The following is a 20,708-nucleotide window of genomic DNA, read 5'->3' as shown; positions in this document are numbered from 1 at the left end:
TTCCTAATCTTCAAATTCACTGAGCAACTGATCCATAAAGTCCAGCTCATCATCTTGTTGCTCATCAGAGCCAGTAATTTGTTCTGCTAATGCAGCAATTGTCGGTTTCTCAAAAAGGGATTGCAGTGCCAAACGAATGCCAAACTCAGCTTCCACTTTCGCGATCATTTGCATAGCCAGTAAAGAGTGACCACCTAGTGCAAAGAAGCTATCTTCTGCTCTTGGTGAGGTGCCAAGTAATGCCTGCCAAATATCAGCAAGACGGTGTTCAACATCCCCTTCTAGCGCGCGGCTTTGCGCCATATTTGATGTGCTTTGAAACTCAAGTTCTGAGGCTTGAGAAGTCAACGCTTTACGATCAATTTTACCGTTACTGTTAAGGGCAAACTCACTCACACAAACACACTGGTAAGGCACCATGTAAGCAGGTAGCTCAGCCTCTAATCGTTCACGCATGGTTAGGCTGGAGATGCTTTCTTGTGCTTGCAGGAAGGCCACTAAACGCTGTTTATCATCTGCAACGACAACAGCCTCCGACACGCCCTCAAATTTGCGCAAGCTGTTTTCAATCTCACCAAGCTCGATACGGAAGCCACGAACCTTAATCTGAAAATCACTACGACCAATGTATTCAAGCACGCCATTCACACCAAGACGCACAAGATCGCCCGTTTTATATAAACGTGAACCATCTTGGCTAAATGGGTCTGGCATAAAGACGCTCGCAGTAAGATCTGGGGCATTTTGATAACCACGTGCCACACCTTCACCCGCTATATACAACTCACCGGTTGCACCAAGTGGCACAGGCTGCAAATGATCATCCAATATGTAACAGCGGTTATTCAGAATAGGCGTACCAATGGCAGCCACACCGTCTTCGCTTATGCCCTTTTCAACAGCACCTTTCTCGTTGAACGGAAGAGTCGTTGACCATATTGTGGTTTCAGTTGGCCCATAGGCATTGACTAGAGTGACACCTTTTTCCATCAGCTTTTTGGCCAGATAGTTAGGTACTGCCTCTCCTCCAACAATGCCTTTCAATGCTGGCCAAACAGCGTCATTCTTGGTCAATAGCATTTGCCAACTTGTCGGCGTCGCCTGAAAAACTGTGGCTTGACTGAGCAACTCAAACAAAGCATCAACGTCCATAGTTTGCTGGCTATCAGCTAACAAGAGCGTCGCACCTTCTAATAGCGGTAAGTAGATTTCGAGGGCACTAATATCAAATGAGGTAGTCGTCACCGCCAACCAAGAATCCGTTTCAGAAATGGCGATTTTTTGTCCCATACCATGAAGAAAGTTCGCTAAGTTACCTCGACTAATAGCCACCCCTTTAGGCTTACCCGTAGAGCCCGAGGTGTAAATCACATAGGCTAATTGGCTATAGTGAATGCTTCTAGATGGGTTTAGATTCCAATCATGATTGATCAAAACACTTTCTTGATTGAAGGCTAAACCACCTTCACTAGGAAGGGAGTTCAGAGAAAGTACATCAACACTGGAGTCAACCAAACCACTGTTTTCTTTCTGAGTGATTAACAAACTAGGTTTTGCATGCTGACAGATATAACTCAGCCTTTCTGCAGGTTGAGCAGGATCAAGTGGAACATAAGCCCCCCCAGCCTTTAATACAGCTAGATGAGCAATCACCACTAGCGGGCCACGATCAAGCAAGATAGCCACTTTTTGCTCTGCCCCTACCCCTTTATCCATCAGATAATGAGCAAGTTGGTTAACCTCAGAATTTAAGCGACGATAACTCATAGATTCATCATGGAAGCGAATAGCGATCGCCTCTGGCGTGCTTTCCACCTGTGATTCGAAACGACGGACCAAATCATAATCGTCTTTCAGCTCACCGCTTGTATCATTAAAGCCTTGTCCTAACGTCTCATCTAAATTGCCATTTAAATGGCCATCTGATTCGGACAATATCTCTATTTGACATAAGCGTTTTTGCGGCTCAGACAGCATTCCTTTCAACAGGTTTAGATAGTGGCTAGCGTAACGCGCCATGGTGTCTTGCAGGAATAATTCGCTGCTGTATTCCAACACGCAGAACCATTCACTCTTACCTTGTTCACTCTGGCCTTGCTCAATCTGCATTCCGATTTCACTCAACGCTGTGCCTTCATCTAACTTGATTCGTTCAGTGGTGAAGCCAGCAAAGTGAGAATCTGAGTCTAATTGAATCAGGTTAAATAGAGACTGGAACAAAGGTGCACGGCCGTTATCTCTTGGTAAATCAAGTGCTTCAACCAGCTGTTCAAAAGGAAGATCCTGATTTTGCTGTGCCTCTGTCAGAGTTTGCTGTAGACGCTCCCAGCTTGTTTCCACACTATCCTGTAACGCAAGTGGTGCTTTAATCACTTGGGTAGAGGCAAAATAGCCAATTAATTTACCGCTATAAGCCTGTTGACGATTCGCCACTGGGATACCAATCTGAATATCATCTTGGCCACTGTAACGAGACAGCAATAACTGCCATGCATTAAGTAAAGGAACAAAGGCTGTCACCTGACGTTGTGAACTTTGCTGCTTTAGCTGAGCCACCAGAATCTCAGGTAACTTGAAACGATAACGCTGACCTTCAGAACTCAACTGTTTTGGTCGAGGGAAGTCCGTCGGCAAGTCCAATAACGGCTGCTCGCCTGCTAGTTTCTCTTTCCAATAGTTAAGCTGCTGCTGAAGCGTGTTACGGGTTTCTGAACCTTGCCACCAGCTTGCATAATCACCAAATTGATAAGGCAGTGATTCACGCTCTTCAATATTGAGTACATCCGCCACTGAGTCAGAATACAAAGCCTGCAACTCATCAAAGAAGACTTTTAAAGACCAAGCATCAGCAATCAAATGGTGCATACACAGCTGTAAAACATGCTCTTCGCCTTGCTCAGATTCAAGCACGTCTAAACGCCATGGTGGCTTTTCTTCTGGGGTAAATGCCTGATTAGATAAATCACGCAAAGTATCCACCAACAATGTCTCATTCGTCTGTTCAAACAAGGTCGAATCAAGAGTATGCACATTGAGCGGTACCATAAGATGACAAGTCTCTGTGCCAGCAAGCACTTCTTGATACAAGTCGCCGTCTTGCTCTACAAAAATAGTACGCAGGCTATTTTGCTTTGACATTAATACGGCTAGCGCCTGTCGTAGGGCGGTTAAATTAAGCTTACCTTTCACTCTTAAAGATAAAGTCAGCTGATAAGCTCGGCTTGCACCGCTGAACTTTTCTAAAAACCAAAGACGTTTTTGCGTCGCATGCATAGGAAACAGGTTCGCGCCTGATGATGCTTCAGCCATCTTACGAGACGGGATAATGAAAGGTCGGCTATCATCTGTCGACTGCTCAAGCAGCTCAATCTCTGCCGCTAGAGCCATTAATGTCGGCTTTTCAAATAGGCTACGAAGCGGCACATCCACCGCAAAGTCTTCTGCCAAAGCCGCCACAATACGTGCAGCTAATAGGGAATGACCACCGAGCGAGAAGAAATTATCTTCACGGGCAATGTCCATTTGCTCACTGCTATTATCAAGAGTCTTATCAACAAGCTCATCAGTACGACCCAACAAGACCTGATTCCATATGCCCGCAAGACGTTTTTCCCAAAGACTTTGAGGGACTGTTCGCTCGCCGGTTTGAGACTGCGCACTCGCCAAACTCGGAAGAGCCAAAGCCTTTAGTGCTGCTCGGTCTAACTTGCCATTGGCGTTTTGTGGTAAGACTTCTAACCATTGCCACAAAGTAGGCACCATATATTCAGGCAGACTCTTGGCAAGATGTTCGCGCAAGACAGTAGATTCGTCTTGCTCACCGCTCCAATAAGCGACTAATTTTGCTTGATCACCCTCACCCTCTAATAAAACAACCGCATTATCGACACCATCAAGTTGAGGCAACAAGGCTTCTATTTCACCTAGCTCAATCCTGAATCCACGCAATTTCACTTGGAAGTCATTTCGTCCTAGATAATCTAACGTGCCATCAAGTCGACGACTCACTAAATCACCTGTCTTATAGAAACGTTCATGTCCAGCAAATGCAGCGCTATAGGGATTAGCAACAAAGGCTTTTTCGGTTAAATCAGCGGCCTTATGATAACCAAGACCCACACCGTCCCCACTCAAATAAAGCTCACCGGTTACACCCACAGGCACAGAACGCATTGATCCATCTAAAACATGGGCAGATAACCCTTTTACTGCCTTACCGATTGGTAGCGTTGCACTCGCTGTTGCACCATCACAATCAGCAAGTGTGACAGGATGGAAGGTAGAATAAACCGTCACTTCTGTCGGGCCATAGCCATTAATCAGCTTTGCGCCACGCATCAAAATTTGACGCCCTAGTTCTGCACTCAAGGCTTCACCACCAGCAATTGCCGTCACCCCATCAAGGGAGCGACGAGAGCGAGCTAACAACATACTCCAAGTGGCAGGTGTTGCTTGCATTAAGCTGACAGGGGTGTGATTTGCAGACGCATCAAGTAACTGATCCAAGAGACGAGGATCTTTAGCTTGTTCATTGGATGCAACCAAGATGCTGGCGCCCTGCGTCAATGGATACAAGAGCTCAACAATGGAAATATCAAAGCAATAGGTTGTCAGAGACAGTACCTTGTCCTTAGCTGAAAGCGGAACGCGACCAGATAACTCACGACATAAATGCGCAAGATTATCGATACTGATCTCCACCCCTTTAGGTCGCCCTGTTGACCCTGAGGTGTACAGAATATAAGCCAGTTGATCTGGCTTATCTGTATAAACAAGAGATTGTTCTGCCGTTACTTGGCTATCGCTATCATCATTGGCTAATTCAACCCAAGTGTCAGCACCTATAGCCAAACAAGCTAACTCAGGCTGAAGCTCTGTTACCTTGCTTTGATATGCTCCATTCACAAAACAGAGTGCTGGGCTTGAGTGCGCCAAAACATAGGCCATACGATCTGCCGGCCATTCAGGCTCAATCGGCACATAGGCAGCACCGGTTTTAAGCACCGCCAAGATACACACTAACATTTGTTGATCTCTATCGACACAAAGAGCGATTCGATCACCTTGTTTGATGCCTGATTTCTGTAACTGAATCGCTAAACGATCACTATGCCTATCAAGTGCAGCATAAGTAAGAGAGTTCGAGCCTGCCTCCCCACCTTGAACACCAATGGCATCAGGCTGATTTCTAACCTGCTCTGCAAACTGGCTCAAAACACGCTTGGCCTTAGGAGTCGACTCAACGTCTAATATCTCAGCAGCAGTCGGTTGCCATAAATCCATCTGAGCCAGTTCAGACACTGGATTCTCAAGCATCCATTCCAAAATACGCTCAAAGTCATTGGCCATACGAATCACCGTATCTGGATGGAACAACTCAGTACTGTATTCAAAGCTTAAATTGAATGACCCTTCATGGGCCTGTACATCCAGTTTGAAGTCACATAATGCCGTGTCTGGACGGTTATCTATGGCGTCTACCTCAAGGCCACCCAGATCTAATTGATCTAGCGCCTTACCAGACAGGTAATTAAACATGGATTGAAATAGCGGGTTATAGCTTGTCTGACGATCAACGCCCAACTGGTCAATCAAATAATCGAATGGCAAGTCTTGATTCGCTTGGGCTTGTTGCGCCTGCTCGACAATCGATTCAATTAACTGCTCAACACTTTGAGTCGCCGTCAGATCAGCACGCTGTACCAAGGTATTAATGAAGCAGCCAAATATGTCTTGTGTCTGTGCATGGTGACGGTTAGCCACTGGCACGCCAATCAGAATATCTTTTTGACCACTGTAAGCACCTAATAGCAACTGGAATGCCGCCATGGTAGAGGCAAAATGGCTACGCCCTGCTGCGCGATCAAAGTCAGTCAGTTTTTGAGCAATATCCGCTGACAAGGTGGTCACATAACGTTTGCCTTCACCACTTGGCTGCTCTGGTCTTGGATAGTCGCTACTAAGGGATAAAACAGGCAGTGCTAACGACTCATCAGACGTTGACTGCGCTTTTGGCTTAAGCAGTGTCTTCCAGTAATCTAGTTGCGATTCTAAATGGCCCTCGTCCATCAAGTCTCTTTGCCAAAATGCATAGTCTGAGTATTGTAATTCTGGTGTGGACAAAGCAACGGCTTGGTCATTCACTATGGATTGGTAAATTTTGCAGAATTGGTCAACCAAGAGACGCAAAGACCAAGCATCAGCGATAATATGATGACAGTTAAATGTCAGCACTTGACTGTGCTCAAGCTCATACAAACTCACACGTAATAAAGGACCTTGATCCAGAGAAAACGGCTTCATGGCATCCGCTTTTAATGCTTTCTCTAAGACTGCAGATTCAGATAAAATGTCATCCTGTGTTTCTAGGTGCGATACAGAAATTGAAATGTCGCCCTTTGGTGAAATCACCTGAACAGGTTCACCCTGCTCAACGACAAAGTGAGTTCTCAGAATATCATGCTGAGAAATAATACTATTCAGGGCTTGCTCAGCCACAGTCACACTGAGTTTTTTGCCTTCAGCCGTTTTATGAACTCGAATCGCGGCTGGTAAATTGTAAGCGGCACTTTCTGGGTCCAATTGCTGTAGGAACCACATGCGTTGTTGAGACCAAGAGAGTTTCGCCTTCTCATTTTGGCTGGATGACGTGCTATTTTCTTGGGCCGATTTCAGCGGTGGCAGTGCATTTTTCCCCTCATTCGCATCAATCCAGCTCGCCAGTAAGGCAATTGTCGGCTGCTCAAAAATACTTCGAAGGGGCACTTCACGGCTCAATAAGCGCGTTAATTGTCCTGCCATTTGAGTGGCCAATAAGGAGTGCCCACCCAGCTCAAAGAAGTTGTCATGGATGCCAATGCGATCCAAGCCAAGCAAGGATTGCCAAGTTTCACATAAGGACACTTGTAAATCCGTTTTAGGCGCAACATAGCCTGCCCCTAACTGCTTGTTAAAGTCCACATCCGGTAGCTGCTTACGATCGACTTTACCGTTGTTATTACGAGGGAGTTTTGGCAAGCAAACAAAAGCACTCGGTACCATGTAATCAGGTAAACCTTGGGCCACAAAATCACGCAGCTCGCTCCAGTTATTTTGCTCATGCTGCTCTTTTGTTACAGTATTTAGTGTTTCACCCGCTATGTATGCCACCAGCACCTTACCGCGCTTTTTATCATTCGCTGCAAGCAATACCACTTCATCAACATCCGGATGCTGAGCCAATCTAGACTCAATTTCACCTAACTCAATACGATAGCCACGAACTTTAACCTGATAATCAACTCGCCCTACATATTGCAAACTCCCATCTGCTAAGTAACGGGCAAGATCACCCGTACGATATATACGCTCGCCATTATTCGAAAACGGATTCGGTAGGAAAACACCCGCGGTACGCTCAGGCTCATTAAGATAACCACGGCCAATACCCGTACCTGCCACGTAAATTTCGCCAATCGCTCCGATTGGCACCAACTCAAGTTCAGGGCTTAATAAATAAAGACGGTTATTCGCTGTTGCAGAACCAATTGGCACATGCAGTATTTGGTCACTAAGGCGATCCACAATAGGATAAAAGGCAACATCGTCTGAACACTCAGCGGGGCCATAGGCATTCATTAAAGGAATAGCAGGATATTGCTCTATCCATTGCTGAGCCAATACGGGCGGTAAAGCTTCCCCTGTCGGTAAAACCCATCTTAGTGTCGATAAAGACGACTTAGAGTCTGGTGTTTCAGTAGCGAGCATGCCTTGAATTAAGGCTGGCACTGGTTCTAACACGGTGATACCACGACGATCAATTTCAGTGACTAATCGAGCAGGGTCTTGGCTTATACAGTCGGGCAAAATTTCGACCCTTGCCCCAAGAATAGGCGCAATCAAAAACTGCCAGACAGAAATGTCAAAACATTGAGAGGCAGTTTGAGCAATGACATCCTGATCGGTTAATTGCAAAGGCGCAAATTTACCCAGCATGTTATTCAACATGCCATTTCGGGTCACCATGGCACCTTTTGGTGTTCCAGTAGAACCTGATGTAAAAATAACATAGGCTAGGTTTTGCCCAGCCAGTTTGTAATCTGGCGTTTTAGCAGAATCAAAAGCCAATTCGCAGCTAGAAGAAACTTCATAGCCAGCAGGCGCATCATAGCTTGTAGACCATTCTCCTGCCTCATAGGTTGCGACTCTCGGCTTATCGGCATCAAGAGCACATTCTGCCAAAGCTTCTAGAGCCAAGCCTTCAAACTGAGGATTTGCCAATACCAAGCTTGATCGGCTTTGCTTTAAGACTTGAGCAATACGCAATGATGGATGACTAGGATCGAGTGGTAAATACGCAGCACCCGATCTTAGTACCGCTAAGATCATGACCAGAAAATCGCTATTACGCTCGCCTAACAGAGCAACCACACTATCGACTTTGACACCTTGCTGAACTAGCTTTTGAGCCAAGGCATTAACGCACTGATTCAATGACGCATAGGTCAGTGTCGTTTCACCATCACTGACGACGACTTTATTTGGATTAGCTTTAACTTGCGCATCAAAACGCTCGATATAGCTCTCGCCCAAATCAAACTTATCTCCTTCAGACCATAGTTTTTGCTGCTCAACTTCTTCGGCTTGTAACATAGGCAATTGGCTCAAAGTCGCCTTTGAATCAAGCGTCAACATAGACAGCAATAGGGTTTTAAAGTGGCCCAACATGATACTTACTGCATCATGGGAGAAGTCTTGCCCTTGATAGGTCAATTGCAAATGCAAAGACTCACCAGGAATAATCACCACAGTAATTGGGTAGTTAGTATGGGTTCTGTTAGTCGCATTTTGGACGATAAACTCAAGGTTTTCCTGACTCAAACCCGCATCCATTGGGGCGTTCTCAAATACGAACAAACTTTGAAATAGATCCTGCCCCTCAACATCGCTCCATTGTTGAATATCAGCCAAGGAGCTGGTTTCATGCTCACGCAAAGCAAGGTTTTCAGTTTGTAAGGCACGCAGCCATTCACCTAAAGACGCGGTTGGTCTAACATTCCAACGAAGCGGCAAAGTATTAATAAACAAGCCAACAATGGATTCAATGCCTTCCATATGCGTAGGACGACCTGCCACAGTCACACCAAAAAGCAGGTCTTGCTCACCACTGTATCGGTTTAGCAATAACGCCCAAGCACCCTGTATTAGGGTATTAAGCGTCACTTTATTTTGTGCCGCTAAAGCTTGTAGTTTAGCGGTGTCGTCAACACTTAGATGCTCGACAAGGTCAACAACAGAATCAGCCTCTAAATATTGCTTAGGCTCACGGATACCAAGAGAGGTAGGCACATCAAAACCAGCGAGCCTTTGCTGCCAAAAACCTTTATGGGTATCAGCAGGTTGTTCACGTAGCCAGCGAATAAAGTCTTGATAAGGGCGTGGCTTTGGTAGTGTTACCTGCTCCCCTTTTGCAAAAGCACGGTAGTAGGTCAAAAAGTCCATCATGATTAATGAGAAGCACCAAGCATCCATTAAGATATGGTGATAGCTACGGACAAACTGATAGCGATTTTCATCTAACTGAATAAGACGCACTCGCATAATCGGCGCCTTGTTAAAATCCAATTCGTCTTGTCTTTCTTGAGCTAACAGCGCTTCTAACTTTTGCTGCTGCTCTTGTTCACTCACACCACGCCAATCCATTAACTCAACTGGCAGGTCTACCTCTTTAAAAACAACTTGTAAGGGACGCTTTTGCTGTTTCCAAACAAATGCCGTTCTAAGCAGTTCGTGACGTTGTACTACCGCATTCCAAGCTCGCTGAAACGCCTCAAAATCAAGAGATTCCATCTCCATAACGTGGCGATATTGCAGTAGATACATACCTTGTTCAGGGTTCATCAAGGTATGAAATAACAAGCCTTCTTGCATAGGGGCAAGTGGGTAAATCGATTCAATTTTATTCGACAAAGCATTCATTTCTGGTGATGCATGAGAAATTGAAGTCATTAGGTTCTTCATAGTCAGTCTTATGAGAGCTTTCGCTCTCAGGCCTCCAATTCTGCAAGTAAATCAATAAATTCCGCGTCTGTGATGTCAGCGTCAGGAAAGTCTACGGCCGTCGCACGACCCGTATTTGGGTGGCAGCAATGCTCAATCAGCAAGACCAATTCATTCATATAGTTCTCGGCAATATCAGGCACACAGGCATAAAGGTCATGGCTGTTTTCGCTATTTCCCTGTTGATTTGATGCTGGGTAAGTCCATTCAAGATGTAACTCACCCGACAAGATCACAGCATTAATATCTAAAACATGAGGTCGTAGTGCCGTCGCGGCTTTCATGCCAGGACATAAAGGCGTGGATAATGAGAATGGGCTATCCCCCGCTAATCCGTCTTGCTGCCCTAAATAGTTAAAGGACACAAAACTGTGACTTCTCTCATTAAAGGTTTGCTTAAAGCTTGGCTTGGCTGCTGCTTCTTGAGAGCCAGTGTCTGTACCATAGCCAGAGAGGCTTAAATACCTTAATAGGCCATATTCCAAGCCTTTATCCGGTAGGCGGCGCAGTTGCTCTTTGTTGTGAATCAATGCAGATTCCCAATCCACTACGGCAGATAGTTTCTGCGGGAAGCGACTCGTAAACCAACCAATACTGGTGGATAAATCCAAATCGCTGTCACCAGACTCTCGTCCATGTCCTTCAAGCTCTATGGTCACGTCTGGCAATTGCTGCCATTGCCCTAGCACTTTTGCCAAGGCTGTCAGTAATAATTCCTGCACACGGGTTTTGTAAGCCACATTGGCATCACCTAGCAATTTATGTGTAAGCTCTTGGCTTAAACTAAGGCTAAGCTGTTGGCTATTTTGATAAGTATTATTGGCATCCACTTGCGGCAACTCAGTTTGAATCTGAGATGACCAATAAGCAGTAGCCGCCTCCACATCCAGCTGGCTTGCTCGCTCAGTTAGGTAATCTTGCCACTGGTCGAAACGCGCCACATCTGTTGCAGATAAAGCGTCAGACTGGTTAGTTAACGCTGCTTTATAATAAGCATGAAGATCTTGTAGCAATACCTGCCAACTGACCGCATCCATAATCAAGTGATGAGCAGCACATAACAGTTGCTTAGATTTTGACAGCCACACAAATTTAACAAGAGGCGCTTGGTCGAGTTTAAAATCAGATTGCAGTGAGGCCAGCACAGAATTATTTACATCCTCTGCGTTAACATCTTCGCCATCATATTCTTGAACTAAACGCTCTCCCCAGTTTGACTCAATCGGCTGATAAATCTGCTGCCAGTTTTCAAAGGATTGCTCTGACCCTTTAGAGAATGCCAAACGTAAGCTTGGGTGACGCTCTACCAATTTCAGTGTGGCTGCACGTAAAGCGACTAAATCTAAGTCGATACTAGCGTCAAGCAGAAGCGACTGATTCCAATGGGATAAACTTTCCTGTGGTGTCTCGCTTTGCTGCTCAAAAAACCATGCTTGTATTGGGGTAAGCGCAAATGGCTCACTAGGAAGAATAATTTCTTTCGAACTTGTTTCAGCTTTATTTGATGAAGCCTTAGCGGTATTTGCCTCTTGTGCCGCAAGCGCGAGCTCCGCCATTGTTTGATGTTCAAACACCTGCTTAGGTGTTAGTGCAATACCAGCGGCTTTGGCTTTCGCTATGATCTGCAAGCTCAGTATTGAATCACCACCGACCGCAAAAAAATTATCTTTTGCGGTGAGGTTTGACTTCCCTAACACCTCTTTAGCAATTTCAAGTAAAGCCTTTTCCAGCTTGTTTTCTGGTTTTTCGGGTGTTTTTGCTACCAAGGCAAGTTCAGCGACAGTTTGATGCTCAAAAATGGCTTTAGGCGTTAGGGTGATGTCTTCTTTTTTCGCCTTGGCAATAATCTGCAAGCCTAGAATCGAGTCGCCACCATTTGCAAAAAAGTTATCATGTATGGTCAGCGCTGGCTTACCTAACAGGGTTTGCCAGATAGTTAGTAAAGCACTTTCTGTAGGTGTCAGCGCTGTACTCTCACTGGGATTAGACTCAACTAGATTGGCCTTTTCAATATAAGCGTCTGCATCAGGCAGGGCTTTGCGATCAAGCTTGCCGTTTCCTAAAAGAGGCAAACGCTCTAACGGAATCCAAACAGCAGGCACCATATAGTCCGGCAATTCAGACAACATATTAGCTTTAAGAGAATTCAGCTTCTCATTGACAGAAGAAGCCTTACCTTTACCTTTACCTTCACTAGCAACAATATAAGTGACGAGTCGATTATTTTGTCTTTCATCAGGCACATTCAGTACGACAGCATCATCAAGATGTTGCTTTAACCAAGCTTCAACTTCGCCTGGTTCAACACGATAGCCTCGAATCTTGACTTGAAAGTCGCTACGACCAATAAAGTAAAGCGCTTCACCCACTTGCTTCACCCTATCACCCGTACGATACCAAGACTTTCCATCGACCTGATGGAAGCGCTCTTTGGTTAATTCTGCTTGTCCAAGATAGCCATTTGCTAAGGTCGGACCAGAGACTTCTAATTCACCTGCGAAACCTTGTGGCACAACTCGACCACAGGCATCAACAACCCGTGTTTCTACGTTGGCTAAAGGTCGCCCTAGAGCGATACCTTCATCAAATAGATCAAGTTTTTTAGCCACGACGCCAATAGTCGTTTCTGTCGGGCCATAGTGATTAAAAATAGACATGGTCTTGTTGCGAATGGAAGCCTTAGCAACAAGCTCTGGGGATATGGCTTCACCACCAAGAATCAAAGCCTCATTTGGCAACCACTCTGAACGCTCTGTTGCCAACAAGATGCCATTTAAATGAGAAGGGACAATCTTAAGGCAATCCACTGGAGACTCAGCTAACTCCTCTGCCAGCGCTTCTGCATCAAAGGCTAAATCTTCTGCTAACAAACGCAGTGTTCGGCCACTCAATAATGCCCCGTAAATGGCGGTATAACCAAGATCAGCACCATTGCTGGCAAGGGACGCTAAGCTTGTTTTCTCAGACAATTGCAAACGATCCAACACACCTGTGACATAGTGAATCAAGTTAGATTGGCTAACTTCTACCCCTTTAGGCTGCCCAGTAGAGCCTGAGGTGTAAATCACATAAGCCACATCCTTTTCACCCGGAAGCTGGCTTTGAGCCAAAGCGTCTGTTTGCGAAAGATCACCCCTCTCTTGAGAAGAAAGAGTAGATTGAGAAGAAATAGCGTATTCAGAAGAGAACGTAGACTGATTTACCCAAAGACACGCTTCTGGCAACCAACTTGGAGTCTCTGTATTTTCTGTGCTTTGTGAGTCTGAATGCTCAAAAGCACCTTCATCATGGCCCACCACAAGCACTAACTCTGCATCTTGGCAGATAAACTGCAATCGACTATCAGGCCACTTGTGATCCATCGCTACATAGGTCGCCCCTACACGCCAACAAGCCAACATAGCGACGATCTGCTCAACACTGCGTTCTAAACAAATACCAACACGCTTGCCGGAGTTAATCCCTTTTTGCTGCAAAAACACAGCAACAAGATCGACCTTTTGCATCAAGTCAGCATAACTCAGGGACTGACTTTCATTTTTTAGAGCAATATTATCTGGCCGTGTTTGAGCAATGTTTGCAAATGCATTCCATGCTGTGCTTGTCACTGGAGCAAGTGTTTCACCAACTAATACCGAAGCCGTCTCTGTGCTTGCTAAATCCAAAGACGCCAAAGGTTGTGACACATCTGTCAGCAGCTGATTGATAAAATGGATAAAGCTATCACGAATACTTTCAACAGTTTCACGGCGATATAAACTATTGTTGTAACGCCATTTTCCAAGAAAACCGGTGCGATTATCGACAACGACTAGGTTCAAATCATGGGCAGCACCACGCTGCTCCGCTAGCAGCTCAGCTTCCACGATGCCTTGCATGCCTGCTTCTGGTCTCTCGTGGTTTAGAGTAAACATATGCTGGAAAACAGGTGATCGACCAGCTTCACGCTTCACGTCTAACTTTTCGATCAAGGCAGAAAATGGGTATCCTTGATGCCTCATTACCTGCTGTGTTTGTTCATCAACTTGCGCGACCCAAGCATCAAAACCCTGAAGTAAATCAGGTCGACACCTTAGGGCTAATGGGTTAACCAAATACCCGACTAGTCGAGCATCTTCTGAGGACAATCGACCAGAACTTGGGGTACCAATAATAAAATCATCTTGGCCAGATAAACGCCCCATAAACCATTGAAACGCAGACATAAACCAAACATAAGGCGTCACTTCCAATTGACGACATTGCTGTCGTAATTGCGCCCCTTGGGATTTAGTCAAATTAAATTGAATCTCTTCCCCATCTGAGCCTGTTTTAGCACTGTGCGGGAAGTCTGTTGGTAAATTAAGTTGCGGCAAGTCGGCCAATTGCGCTAGCCAAAATTGCTCTGTCGCTTCACCTGTTAATACACTTTGTTGCTGCTTGGCACACCAGTCACGATAACTTGTGCTTTCAACAGGCTGGACGTCCAGCTGCTCAATGCTTTGACCGCCTAAAAGTTGCACAAGCTCCTGACGCAAGACTTCAAATGACATAAAGTCCGCAGCGATATGGTGAATCACCATGGTTAAGTAAAGATGTTGCTCGTCACCTAGGGTATTGGCCAGTAACGCACCACGGCACACCTGACCCTCATCCAGCTTTAAAGCCTTGTCCGCTTCACGGGAAACCCAGCCATTAATTTGCTTTTGGTTGGCATTATTTAACGACAGTACAGACAGGCTATGACTATTTTCGCTATTTTCTTTGCCTTCTATACCCTGCTGGCTATCTGACGTTGCCAACCATTGAACAGGGTCCCCATCTCGTTCCCCATACGCACTAGACAAAATAGGATGACGTTTTAATAATTCAACAAAGGCTTGTTGAACTGCCTCAAGAGTTACACGGCTATTCAGCTTGATTGCGTAGGCCATGTTATAAGCAGAACTCTCAGGCGCCATGCGATATAAGAACCAAAGGGATTTCTCATTAAGCCCTAAGGGTCTAGGCGCAAAATAATCTGGCTGCTGAGTTAGCGCCTCAATAATAAGCGCTTTATTAGTCCGTATTTGAGCAAGCAGAGCTTGATCCATCACGCCTTTTGCAGCTTTAAAGGTTAACTTACCTTGGTTTAGCGTTAAGGTGACGCCTTTTAACCAACACTCTCTAAGTAGTGGAAAGGCGGTTTGGCTGTTTTTTTGAGAGGTCATAATTAAATCTCTCCCTCAAGCAGGCATTCTTCTTCATTTGCATCTAGATCCACTTCCTGAGTCTTGGAAATAACCGGTGTCGATGCAAGGTATGCTGCCAACGCCTTGGTGGTCGGGTATTGCCAAATTAATTCCGCTGATAGATCAAGATTCAGTCGTTGAGAAAGCTCGTGAGTTAATGTCATTGAATCAACCGAATCAAGCCCTGTTCCAGCTAGCTTTTGCTCCGGATTCACATCCTCAATAGCAACCTGCAAACGCTGTGCAATCCAATAACACATCCAGTGAGAAATCGATTCTGCATCACCTGATTTCAACTCAGGTTCATCAGACACCTTCTCTTTATTAGTATTTTCTGCTTCGCCATCTTTCTGCCATTGCGCTACGGCATTTAAGGCACCTTGTTCGTACAAATCGCGGTTTTTAAGGCGCTGAATTTTACCCGATGTCGTTTTTGCCAATGACACAGGTTTGATTAACACAACAGCAGATAAGCTAATTTCATACTCTTCAGCAACCGCTTGGCGAATGCTTAAAATAGTTTCTTCAAAGTTTTTGCTGCGCATACCTTGGCGAGTGACTTCTTGCACCAAGACAACTTGATTATCTGTTGTTTGGAACACAGCACCACCATGTGGTGCTAGGCCTTCATCAACCGCCTGTACGCTTGCTTCAATATCTTGAGGATAAAGATTTCGACCATTCACTATGACAACTTCTTTTGCACGACCACTGACATAAAGCCAGCCATCTAGAATGAAACCAAGATCACCTGAACGTAAATAGCCTCCGTTATTTTCAGCAACATCTTTGGTAGTTTGTGGATCACAAAGCACTTCATTATTGAATACCTCGGCATTCACTTCAGGCTTGTTCCAATAACCTTGTGCTACGCTACCACCGCGAATCCAAATTTCACCTACCCAGTCATCTGCAAGCACTTGCTTAGTGTCAGGGTCAACAATGCAAACAGACATTTGGTCATTCAAACGACCAGAAGAAGGCACAACCACCAGCTCATCCAACAAGGCGTCATCGTTTGAGTGAGTAACATTTGCTCTTACCAGCTTACCTTTTTGCAACTCGACCTTATCAAGTTGAACACTTCGACTCGGCTGATCGCTGGCTGTAGTAGTGACAAACAAGCAGGTCTCTGCCATGCCATAACAAGGCTTTAGTGTATTTGCAGACAGCCCACATTCAGCAAAAGCTTGGTTGAACTTTTCCAAAGTCGCTGTATGAATTGGCTCAGCACCATTTGCTGCAAAACGCCAATGACTTAAATCTAGTGCCTGTTTTTGCTCTTCACTGACTCGTGCAACACAATGCTCATAGATAAAGTTCGGCCCACCACTTACAACCGCTTTATAATCAGAAATAGCCTTAAGCCAAAGGAATGGCGCTTGCAAAACAACAGGCGGGAGCAGCAACCATACAGAGGTTCCAGCACACATAGGCGCTAAAACACCACCAACAAAACCCATGTCATGATACATAGGCAGCCAAGTCACCACATTTGTGGTTTCAGTCATTGAGAACTCTTGAACGATTAACGCGGTATTGTGTATTAAATTACCGTGCCCCAGCATCACACCTTTTGGTGAACCGGTTGAACCAGAGCTGTATTGTAGATAAGCCACACTCTCAGCATGAATGTTTGGCATGACCCATTGCTCTGCTGACTCGCTTTTCTCTTCACCCACTACAAATTGCTGACAGTTTTGATCACACTCTTCTAACCAAGCTTTCACCTGATCTTGGTGTTCAGCACTACAAAGCGCGAGGCTTGCATCTGAATCTTTCAAAATACTACTCAAACGGCCCCAATCACGACGACGCTGTTGCGGAGCATAGGCAGTCACAGCAATAAGCCCAGCATATATACAGCCAAAAAAGCCCACTATGTAATCGATACCATTTGGCATTAACAACATAGCTCGATCGCCTGGGTCAGAAAACGCCCTCAACTCAACAGCCATGGCACGCGCACGGGTACTTAATTCGGTATAACTAATCGTTTCAGCGACATCAGATCCATTCGCCAGCAAGGTAAAACAGGTTTTATGACCATTCGAGCGCACTTGGTGCTCCAACAGTTCGATAAGATTTGAATAAGAAGGGGTATCAATCAGATAATCCTGACCCATGAAAGCTCTCCTACGACCTCCTCTCTTTAGAGGTCGCTTTTAAATGACGTTAGTGCCCTGACAATTTGGACTTTAAATATTTAGATTTAGGATGAAATTCGTCGTCTACTGGTTTACTGATTAGACTCAGCCATAGCCACAACCACTTTTCGATCGCCTTTAAAGGTGCCTCGCGCATGGGCTGTTAACATGTTATCCAGCATCATGACGTCACCTTCTTCCCACAAAAATTTCACCTCGCAGTCGTCCATTACTTGGCGCACATGGTCTAGATCTTTTTCATCAATGGCAGTGCCATCACCGTAATAAACATTACGTGGCAGGTTCTCTTCACCCACAATAGAGATAAGAGTTTCACGCACATGGGGCTGTAAATTTGAGACGTGGAAAAGGTGCGCTTGGTTAAACCAGACTTTTTCACCTGTTCTTGGGTGAGACATAGTGGCTTGGCAGATTTGACGAGTACGCAACTCATCATCACTTAACCATTCAAATTCGATTTGGTTTTCTATACAAAAGGACTCAACTTGTGCCTTACTTTCCGTGTTGAAGGCTTTTTCCCACGGCAAATCCAGACCATTACCATAATTGCGAACATACATAAGTTTCTTCTGTTCAAAGCGGGCACGAATGTCTGGATCAATTAAATTATAAATTTGTCGACTATCAGCAATTGGCGTTTCGCCACCCTCTTCTGCCACTTTCAATGAGCAGAACCAAATTCTCATTGGCCAACTCAAGGTATAAGCTTGTTCATTATGCAAGGGGATCACTTGGTGAGCAGGGTATTCTGTTGAGGTATAAACCTTGCCTTCCACATTACTGCGCGGTGTCGAGGCATAGTCGTAACTTAAAAGCTCTTCACCAAAGGCTTTCGCAAACGCTTGAAAATCTTTTTCATCAGAAACTTTGAATCCGCGCAATAAAACACCACCCACTTTTTCTAGCTGAGCATCAATCACTTCTTTAATATCGGCAAAACAAGCACGCCAGTTCACTTTTGCTTTAGGTTCAATTACAAGCGGCAAGAGACCTTGACCTTCCAACTGACGAGTAGACACACTGCTCTCAACAATTTCTTCTTTCTGAATTAGCATCAAAAAACCCTACAAATCTAAAAAATATTTTCACAAACACTTCAGCTACTTTGCTATGTACCAGCATATAAGTGGATATTAGGAGGCGATCATACACAATTTATGCAAAAAACAGAATAAGATTGATTATTATTTGCATTTAAATTATAAACTACACCCTCAATATCATTTACAAAAAGCATCATTTAAAAATACTCAATTTGATGGTTCAGAATACGGAGAAAAACATGAGTCTTGATAATCCAAACACCACATTCAGTGTCGTCGTTAACAATGAAGAGCAATATTCAATTTGGCCTGAATACAAAGACATTCCTGCTGGATGGAACGAGGCCGGAAAACAAGGAAACAAGGAAGAATGTCTGAGTTGGATTAAAGACAATTGGACAGATATGCGACCTAAAAGCCTTCAAGATGCAATGGCTAACCAGTGAGCTAAAGCGGATCAAGCAGCCTTTGCACTCTGTTAGAGCAAAAAATTTCTAAGTGTATTTTTTATAGTTTGGAGTCACAGTGAATTACACCAATAGCGAGATCGTCGTACCAAAGCACGATCAAACGATGTTATCGATCAAGGGTTCGAATAAAGAGCCATTAAATTTAAATACATTTTTAGAGCAACCTACCCGCGCTCTAGAATCAACTATTCACTTAGAGAATCAAGAAAATAGGGAATCAAACGCACGCAGTTATCCTCGACGCATCCCTTTAGCGCTAACGAGAGGCCTAGGCATATATTTACAAGACACTGAACAACAAGTCTTCATTGACGGTTTAGCGGCTGCCGGAACATTAGCATTAGGTCATAGCCATCCTGAAATTGCTGAAACCATTACGCAAACCCTGAATAGCGGCGTTCCTCTTCAAACACTGGATATCACCACCCCCGTTAAAGAAGAGTTTATCGACTCACTGTTTCAGCTACTTCCAGCTGACATGGCAAAACAAGCGCGCGTGCAATTTTGTAGCCCATGTGGAGCTGATGCTGTAGAAGCAGCCATCAAGCTTGCCAAGACAGTAACAGGGCGAAATACCATTCTTGCTTTTTCCGGTGCTTATCACGGCATGACCCAAGGAACCCTTTCCATTATGGGTAACCTAGGCCCTAAATCTGCAATTGGCGCCATAGTGCCCGATGTACAGTTTATGCCTTACCCTTATGCACCACGCTGCCCTTATGGCCTTGGTGAAGACGGGGTAAAAGCCAGCTTAAACCAACTTGAAACCATGCTAACTGATCCAGAATCTGGCGTACTAAAACCTGCGGCAATCATACTTGAAGCCGTACAAGGTGAAGCCGGCGCGATACCTGCGGATAACGAATGGCTAAAAGGCCTTAGAAGACTCACTCAAAAGCATGGCATTTTACTCATAGTTGATGAGGTGCAAGCAGGCATGGGAAGAACGGGCGAAATATTTGCCTTTGAGCACGCCGGCATTGAGCCTGACATTATCGTATTATCAAAAGCGATTGGCGGCGGTCTGCCAATGGCTGTCATTGTGTACAAGAGTGAAATTGACCTTTGGAAACCAGGCGCACACGCAGGGACATTTAGAGGTAACCAACTTGCCCTCGCTAGTGGCCGCGTTGTTATGCGCCACCTGTTAGAAGAAAACCTTCACCTGCATGCAAGAGACATGGGTGCTAGACTCAAATCCCATTTAGCCAAGATCAAAAGCCCGCTTGTGGGTAATGTTCGCGGTCGCGGTCTCATGCTTGGGGTCGAGATAGTTAACCCACTTGCAGAAAAAGATGGCCTTGGACAATATCCAGTCGATGGTGAGCGCGCTAGAGCAATACAACAAGAAGCCCTCAAGTTAGGCTTAATCGTCGAACTCGGTGGCCGCTTTGGCTCAACTATTCGCCTGCTTCCTCCACTTATTATCAAAGAGGAAGAAGTCGATACCATTGCAGAAAGGCTAGCAGAAGCGATTGATATCGTGACACTTAAAACCACCTGATTAGGTGGTTGGATGAGGTTTTAAAGTTGCTTTAAAACAAAGAAAAAGTGCACTCCTCCACTTGCCGCTAAGTATTTCTAGTTAGCGGCTTCGCTCTAAAGCTAGAAGTAAACATCACTTTGGATAAATACCGTCATGGACGAGCATAATAGATATGATTTCGAACGAAATGATGATACTTGCAAACAAACACCAACCTCACAAGCAAATGACTAAAGCATGGGAGTTAGTGCGTTATTAGATGACCCTTGTGTAAGGCCGTTTTTGGTGGGTTA

The 20,708-nt window shown here is 45.0% G+C and carries 6 protein-coding genes; 2 read left to right on the top strand and 4 right to left on the bottom strand.

Annotated elements, in window-relative coordinates:
- Nucleotides 1–3 precede the first annotated feature (3 nt).
- The 4 genes from Q0A08_RS01125 to Q0A08_RS01110 form a co-directional block, all read right to left on the bottom strand.
- On the bottom strand, nucleotides 4–9,987 hold the full coding sequence (locus Q0A08_RS01125; protein ID WP_438464302.1) for an amino acid adenylation domain-containing protein: 9,984 nt from the start codon (nucleotides 9,985–9,987) through the stop codon (nucleotides 4–6).
- Between the two features lie 38 nt (nucleotides 9,988–10,025).
- A complete protein-coding gene (locus Q0A08_RS01120; protein ID WP_438464301.1) occupies nucleotides 10,026–15,227 on the bottom strand; it encodes an amino acid adenylation domain-containing protein in 5,202 nt (1,733 codons plus the stop codon).
- 2 nt (nucleotides 15,228–15,229) lie between these two features.
- Nucleotides 15,230–17,374 carry an AMP-binding protein gene (locus Q0A08_RS01115; RefSeq protein ID WP_438464300.1) on the bottom strand — a complete coding sequence of 715 codons (2,145 nt, stop codon included), beginning with the start codon at nucleotides 17,372–17,374 and terminating at the stop codon, nucleotides 15,230–15,232.
- 113 nt (nucleotides 17,375–17,487) lie between these two features.
- Nucleotides 17,488–18,471, bottom strand: a complete 984-nt coding sequence (locus tag Q0A08_RS01110) for a TauD/TfdA family dioxygenase (RefSeq protein WP_438464299.1) — start codon at nucleotides 18,469–18,471, stop codon at nucleotides 17,488–17,490.
- Between the two features lie 227 nt (nucleotides 18,472–18,698).
- On the opposite strand from Q0A08_RS01110, the gene Q0A08_RS01105 reads away from it, so the two are divergent.
- Both Q0A08_RS01105 and Q0A08_RS01100 read left to right on the top strand, forming a co-directional pair.
- The gene (locus Q0A08_RS01105; protein ID WP_438464298.1) at nucleotides 18,699–18,905 is read left to right on the top strand and encodes an MbtH family protein; all 207 of its coding nucleotides are present in this window, start codon (nucleotides 18,699–18,701) and stop codon (nucleotides 18,903–18,905) included.
- A gap of 79 nt (nucleotides 18,906–18,984) precedes the next feature.
- A complete protein-coding gene (locus Q0A08_RS01100; protein WP_438464297.1) occupies nucleotides 18,985–20,433 on the top strand; it encodes a diaminobutyrate--2-oxoglutarate transaminase in 1,449 nt (482 codons plus the stop codon).
- The last annotated feature ends 275 nt before the right edge of the window (nucleotides 20,434–20,708 follow it).

This window comes from Marinomonas sp. PE14-40 (assembly GCF_051623805.1).
GTDB lineage: Bacteria > Pseudomonadota > Gammaproteobacteria > Pseudomonadales > Marinomonadaceae > Marinomonas.
This window is presented reverse-complemented; position numbering and strand designations above follow the sequence as displayed.

What these genes read in the sequence shown, in the direction of transcription:
- Q0A08_RS01120 (WP_438464301.1), bottom strand. Translation starts at nt 15,227, where the DNA reads ATGACCTCTCAAAAAAACAGCCAAACCGCCTTTCCACTACTTAGAGAG.
- Q0A08_RS01105 (WP_438464298.1), top strand. Translation starts at nt 18,699, where the DNA reads ATGAGTCTTGATAATCCAAACACCACATTCAGTGTCGTCGTTAACAAT.
- Q0A08_RS01115 (WP_438464300.1), bottom strand. Translation starts at nt 17,374, where the DNA reads ATGGGTCAGGATTATCTGATTGATACCCCTTCTTATTCAAATCTTATC.
- Q0A08_RS01125 (WP_438464302.1), bottom strand. Translation starts at nt 9,987, where the DNA reads ATGACTTCAATTTCTCATGCATCACCAGAAATGAATGCTTTGTCGAAT.
- Q0A08_RS01110 (WP_438464299.1), bottom strand. Translation starts at nt 18,471, where the DNA reads ATGCTAATTCAGAAAGAAGAAATTGTTGAGAGCAGTGTGTCTACTCGT.